Source organism: Bacteroidota bacterium (assembly GCA_018831055.1).
GTDB lineage: Bacteria > Bacteroidota > Bacteroidia > Bacteroidales > B18-G4 > M55B132.
The window spans coordinates 1-6300 of record JAHJRE010000063.1; the positions used below are offsets into that span (position 1 = coordinate 1).

The window sequence follows — 6300 nt, forward strand, 5'->3', positions numbered from 1 at the left end:
CACATCACCGGATACTGGAACTTAACCAGATACATAATGCTGCTGCAATCGTTGCGGAAGTTACAACAGGCAATGTGATCGCCTATGTTGGCAATACCTCCCCGGGGGGAGAAACGCTTCATGAGAATTATGTAGATGTTATAACCGCTCCGCGAAGCAGCGGAAGCATTCTAAAACCATTTCTTTATGCTGCCATGCTTGATGATGGACTTATACTACCCAATTCACTGGTAAAGGACATTCCAACATGGATGGGAGGATTTTCTCCGAAGAATTTTAATTACCAGTATGATGGTGTTGTCCCCGCCAGTATGGCGCTAAGCCGGTCACTTAATGTTCCCGCCGTGAGAATGTTGCAGGACTTTGGCCATGACCGCTTTTGTCATCTGTTACAGGATCTTGGTTTTACAACCATCAACCGGCCGGCTGATGATTACGGATTGTCTGTCATCCTGGGCGGTGCAGAGGTCACATTGTGGGACCTTGCCAGTGTTTATGCCGGGATGGCCCGTACCTTGAGAAAGTTTTATGATAGAAGCGGAAAATATAATGTTTTGGAGGATTTTCGAAAACTTAACCTGATGGAAAATGACCCGTCATTGTTGCAGGACGCTGCTTTTGAGGGCAACATGAGCCCAAATCCATTGTTATCTGCCGGTTCTGTATGGCTTACGCTTGAGGCGCTGCTTAAAGTGAATCGCCCGGATGAGGAAGTACATTGGGAGCAGTTCTCATCATCCGGTAAGATTGCCTGGAAAACAGGAACAAGCTTTGGGTTCAGGGATGCCTGGGCAGTTGGTGTCACTCCCGACCATGTAGTAGCCGTATGGGTGGGTAATGCTGATGGTGAAGGCAGGGCCGGATTGAGCGGCGTTTCCTCTGCAGCTCCCATTATGTTCGATCTCTTCCGCCTTCTTCCTTCAGGCCGGTGGTTTGATCCTCCCTATGATGAACTGATACGTGTGCCTGTATGCAAACTGAGCGGCTACAGAGCAGGGGATTATTGTGGTGAGGCCGACACGGCCTGGGTAATAGCCTCTTCGTTGCAATTGCCCTCCTGTCCTTTTCACCAGATCATTCACCTCGATGAGATAGGAAAATTCAGGGTGCATGCGGATTGTGAAGAGATAACCAGGATTAAACCAATACCCTGGTTTGTGCTGCCTCCTGCCGCCGACAAATACTACAGAATGAAAAATCCTGCTTATAAACCCTTACCTCCTTTCCGGCCTGATTGTTTGAGAAAGTCAGGCCTGGCACCCATGGAGTTCATCTACCCGGGAAATGGGGTCAACATTCTTATCCCACGCGAGTTTGGCGGAAGTTTGGGGAAAGCCGTTTTTGAACTGGCACACAGGGATGTAAATGCAAAAGTCTTTTGGCATCTGGATGATCAATACCTTGGACAAACACAAGGATTGCATCAAATCGAATGCAGCCCTCAACCCGGAAAGCATCAGATTACTGTATACGATCAGAACGGATTCTCTGCTTCGTCGTCGTTTGAGGTAAGAGGCAAATAATTGACTTACTTACTTTACGGTGATCTTACTTTGAAATTCCGCGGAAAAGGTATCCCAGTCCTTTTTAAGGTATTCTCCGTTGCCGAAATAATGCAGAATGGGTTCGAGGTTCTCTGGCTTCATGTATCCTGGAACAATGGTTAGTAATTCCATCTTATCATTCATGAAGGCCGTAGATGGGTAAGAAAGCTTGCCTTGTAATAAGGCTGCCGCCAATTGATGGGCAGAACGACCCTGTCCTGGATTGGGATTGATAAATGTAACTCCTTTAAAATCAATCGTGTCTTTGGTTTCTGCGTTGAATTTTACAGGATAGTATTTTGTGTTCATCAGACTGATGATCTCCGGATGGGTGAAAGTGTCTTTATCCATCTTTTTACACCATCCGCACCAATCCGTGTATACATCAATAAAAACAGGACGGGGAGCCTTGGCGTTCAAGATAATAGCTTCTTCAAAAGTGTACCATTTGATGTTTTCCTGGGATATTGCCGGTAGACAAAAAATTACCAGGAGCATTAGTATTGGAAATGTTCTTCTCATTTTTTCCATGAATTAGTTGGTCACCACCGATTGTTGCGGTCAATTTCCCGCGAAACATCTCTTTTTTTTATGTCTTCCCTTTTGTCAAACAATTGTTTTCCTTTGGCAAGGGCAATTTCCATCTTCGCCAGCCCTTTTTCGTTTATGAAAAGTACCGTCGGAACGATGGTATATCCGCGTTCGTTTATCTTTATCTGAAGTTTTTTTAGTTCCCTTCTTGTAAGCAGAAGCTTCCTTTCCCTTTTCGGATCATGATTGTAAATATTACCCATCTCGTATTCTGCTATATGCATGTTCACCACGAAAAGCTCATTGTTGCGGAAAGCACAATAGGCTTCAGCAAGGCTGGCTTTCCCTGCCCGGATGGATTTTATCTCTGTTCCTGTGAGTTGTATACCAGCAACGAACCTTTCTTCCAGAAAATATTGGAAAGAAGCTTTTTTATTGCGTATCCGGATTGCTTCGGCCATTTTATCAGAACTTTTTAAACTTCAGCAGTGCAAAGGTAGTAATGGATTTCGTAATGGCATTCTCAAAAGCCTCTTTATCAATTTTTACAGGAATGCCATTTTTTTCAAAATATTCCAATAAGAGACCGGTACGCAGGTTGCCAACGAGTTCATGTCCAGCCATGGGGCATCCCCCCAAACCATTCAGCACACCTTCAAAACTTCTGCAGCCGCCTTTATAGGCTTCATCAATTTTTTCATACCATTGCTGCATGGTGCTGTGAATGTGCAATCCGAATTGTATGTCGGGGAAAGAAGGCACAAGTTGGCGAAATGTATGTCGTATGCTTTCCGGTGTGGCCACCCCAATCGTGTCGGATAATACAATCCTGGTTACACCCATTTGTCGCATTATTTCAGTTTCCTGCCATAACTGTTCCGGATTCCATTCTTCTCCATAAGGATTGCCAAAACACATGGAATAATAAACCGAAAGTATCTTTCCGTTTTTCGAGCATATATTTTTTAGTGCCTCAACGGTCTTTCGGGATTTTTCAAGCGTAGAGTTGATGTTTTTTTGCAGAAAGATATCCGATGTGGAATGGGGGTAGCCCAAATAGGTAACCTTATCATATATTGCAGCCTCTTCTGCCCCCCGCTGATTGCCAACGATGGCCAATAACCTGGTTTTCGTATTGTCGATGTCAAGCATCTCAAGCACCTTTGCCGTATCCCGCAATTGTGGAATCGCTTTTGGTGATACAAAACTGCCAAAGTCGATTATATCAAATCCCACTTTTAGCAAGGCATTGATGTAATCTGCTTTCGACCGGGTAGGTATAAAGGGTTGGATGCCCTGCATGGCATCTCTTGGAGTTTCAACTATTTCAACCATCAGTTAATAAGATCGGTTATTTGTGCAAAAATACAGTAATTTATCTATGTTTTATAGCTTAAGCCATAATCCGGCCATAAAGTGTATGCCTGCCTGCGGAAAATAACCGTCACTGGTGTAATATTGCCCCCCCTGATAATACCGGTATACCCATGCGTTGGTCTCATATTCCTCGTTGAAAAGATTGAGAATTTCAAAGGATATACCTATTTCCTGAAATAATTCCTTTGTTATATGATAACTGATTTTGAAGTTATTAATGAAATATGGATCCAGACTTCTCTCTTTTGATGCTGTATTGTCGATGTACTGACTTCCGACATATTTCGATGATAGTCTTGCCCGCAAATTTTTCACAGGTTCCCATGTGATCATGCTTCCTGCGATCAGAGAGGGCGAGAAAGAAATCTCCGTTTCACCGTGTTCAATAATTATTTTACCCCAGGTATCATAATCATCCACTGATTCACTGAAATCTTTTATCCGGTTTCGGCTCAGTGTCGCATTAAGATCCCATTGCAGACCTTTAACGGGTTTTAATCCTGCAACCAGCTCGATTCCGGCGCGATAACTTGATGGGACGTTGCGTAGGATGGGATAGCCTACATTGTCGATTTCTCCTGTGGCTACCAATTGATTGCGATATTGCATGTAATACAGATTTCCGGTTAGTACAATCTTGTTGCTGCGGTATTCATGTCCTAATTCAAGATCATATAAAGTCTCATGGACAGGAAGTCTGTCGTCGGCTGTTGCATCAATATAGTTTTGCCTGCTGGGCTCCCGGTTGGCCATGGCTAATGCCAGAAAACTGGTGTGTTTTTCGCCCGCCATCAGTTCAATGCCCACCCTGGGATTCAGGAAACTGAAATAATGCTGTTGGGTAACCTCTCCAAAGGCGTCTTCCGTGCCTTTTATCCGGTAATCAATATAGCGGTATTGAAGGTCACCGAAAAACCCGATATGGGAATTGGCATTGAATTTCGCTTTGAGGTAAACACTGTAATCACTTTTATTGCTGTTGTTTTCATACCATCTGTATCCCTTGAACCCATCACTGGCAAACCTTGCCCATATAATCTCTCCGTAAGCCCTTCCTGAATATGTATTCCAGGAGCTTCCCAGGATGATGTCCCAACGCCCGGATTTGTAATGAAGAGATGCTGTGGCTCCATAAAAATCGTTGCTTAGCCATTTCTGCCTGATGAGATCGGTCTTGCTGATGGTATCACTTCCGATAAATAATGTGTCAAGTCCATAATAGCTTAATGAAGTTGCGGAATAAGGATCATTTAAATCCTGGTATTCTTCATAATAACCTCTTCCGCAAGTATAGTGAAGTGCCATGTTTAACAAAAGGTTCCGATGTAGCTCCCGTGAGAAAAAGGTCTGGTAATGATCCTGCTGATAATTATCCGTCTGGTTCTCATAAGTAAAAGGATTATAGGTCCGGTTGGTTTTCAGGGAGTCTTTGGGTACTCCAGCCCATGATTGATAGGTTTTTTCCTTTCCTGAAATCAGATTAAATTTCAGGATGCTTTTTTCTCCATAATATCCGGCAGATATGAATATGGATTTTAGGTCGGAAAAAGCCCTGTCAATATATCCGTCGGAGGTTATTTTGGATAACCTGCCGTCAATGCTCCAGTGACCTTTGATTAAACCCGTCCCAAATGAAAGTGTGTTGCGGAATGTACGGAATGAACCCGCTGAGCCATCATAGGAAGCATATGGTTCGGCTTTCATCTCACGTGTTTTGATGTTAATACTACCACCGAATGCTGAAGATCCATTGCTGCTGGTTCCCACACCACGCTGGATGCTGATGTTTTCGACCGAGGATGCCAGATCCGGTAAGTCTACCCAAAAGACAGACTGCGATTCAGCATCGTTCAATGGGATACCGTTTAAGGTGACATTGATCCTCGATGCATCCGATCCTCTTAAGCGCAAAGCGGTGTAACCTATGCCGGTTCCGGCATCGGAAGTGCTGGTTAGAGAAGGTGTAAGACTTAGGAGCATGGGAAGATCTTTGCCGTCATTTTGCCTCTGAATGTCTTCCCTGTCGAGAAGGGTGCCTGATGCCGGATTCTCATTGCCCAGACGTGAGGCCCTGATAATAACTTCATCCTGCATGATGGCGGTTCTCTCCATCTCAACCTCTATCCGTAGATCTTCTTTCAACTCAATCTGTTCTGAATGAGTTTGAAATCCAATGAAACTGATTTTCAAAGTGTAATTTCTCTGCGAAAGATCTTTGAAATTAAATTCACCATTGACATCACTGGTTGTGATAAGATAAGTTCCTTCCAGGATGATATGGGCACCCGGAAGTACCTTTCCCGTAGCTTTCTCGACTATCCTGCCGGATAGGGAAAACTGTCCCTGCACTGTTGAAACCAGCAACAATGCAGTTAATGCTGTTAATGTAAAGAACTTCATTTTTCCGTTTGTTTTGGTTATACAATAATTCAAACGGGAGCATAATAGCAACGGAAGGTTGCATCTGTGTTCCCTTCGCCGGCATTACCCGGATCAGGTTCAATGGGTATGATCTCAGCCCGTAACTTTAGGGCACCCCCATTGGAGAATGATAATACAAAGATAGTAATTATTGGGCTATTATCAGGCGCAAATCTGTGAAATCAGGTTGAAAATGATGTTCAAGACAATGCCTTGCGAGATCAAAAATCTGTATTCCAGCCCTTTCAATGATAACAGAATCGCTGGTACAAAGAATACCTTCCGATTTTTCTTCCAGGAAATACAAATAATCCCTAACCGCTAACCTAAAACCAACCGAAAATTCCATTATCCAGGCAATTGTTCATTGTTCCCCTCGACTTCGCTCGGGGCAGGAAATTGTTCATTGTTCCCCTCGACTTCGCTC

5 protein-coding genes and 1 riboswitch are annotated in these 6300 nt (G+C 43.8%); of the genes, 1 reads left to right on the forward strand and 4 read right to left on the reverse strand.

The genetic code is table 11. The features are described from left to right. Positions 1-1523, forward strand: a 1523-nt coding sequence (locus KKA81_03735; protein ID MBU2650023.1) for a penicillin-binding protein 1C, incomplete at its 5' end; no start/stop codon positions are given. A 9-nt stretch (positions 1524-1532) separates the two neighbouring features. On the opposite strand, the gene KKA81_03740 is transcribed toward KKA81_03735, so the two are convergent. From KKA81_03740 to KKA81_03755, 4 genes are read right to left on the reverse strand one after another with little or no spacing between them, the layout of a single operon-like run. Continuing rightward, on the reverse strand, positions 1533-2066 hold the full coding sequence (locus tag KKA81_03740; protein ID MBU2650024.1) for a DUF255 domain-containing protein: 534 nt from the start codon (positions 2064-2066) through the stop codon (positions 1533-1535). Positions 2067-2086: 20 nt separating this feature from the next. After that, a complete protein-coding gene (gene smpB, locus KKA81_03745; GenBank protein ID MBU2650025.1) occupies positions 2087-2536 on the reverse strand; it encodes an SsrA-binding protein SmpB in 450 nt (149 codons plus the stop codon). Positions 2537-2540: 4 nt separating this feature from the next. Next, a complete protein-coding gene (locus KKA81_03750) occupies positions 2541-3410 on the reverse strand; it encodes a hydroxymethylglutaryl-CoA lyase (GenBank protein MBU2650026.1) in 870 nt (289 codons plus the stop codon). A gap of 51 nt (positions 3411-3461) precedes the next feature. Then, positions 3462-5852: a TonB-dependent receptor gene (locus tag KKA81_03755; protein MBU2650027.1), complete on the reverse strand. Its 2391-nt coding sequence runs from the start codon at positions 5850-5852 to the stop codon at positions 3462-3464. Positions 5853-5903: 51 nt separating this feature from the next. Next, a riboswitch (TPP riboswitch) is annotated at positions 5904-6002 on the reverse strand. Positions 6003-6300: the final 298 nt, after the last annotated feature.

Bases quoted from the DNA above. Each gene is read 5' to 3' on its own strand.
- KKA81_03740 (MBU2650024.1), bottom strand. From the start codon at position 2,066: ATGAGAAGAACATTTCCAATACTAATGCTCCTGGTAATTTTTTGTCTA.
- smpB (MBU2650025.1), bottom strand. From the start codon at position 2,536: ATGGCCGAAGCAATCCGGATACGCAATAAAAAAGCTTCTTTCCAATAT.
- KKA81_03750 (MBU2650026.1), bottom strand. From the start codon at position 3,410: ATGGTTGAAATAGTTGAAACTCCAAGAGATGCCATGCAGGGCATCCAA.
- KKA81_03755 (MBU2650027.1), bottom strand. From the start codon at position 5,852: ATGAAGTTCTTTACATTAACAGCATTAACTGCATTGTTGCTGGTTTCA.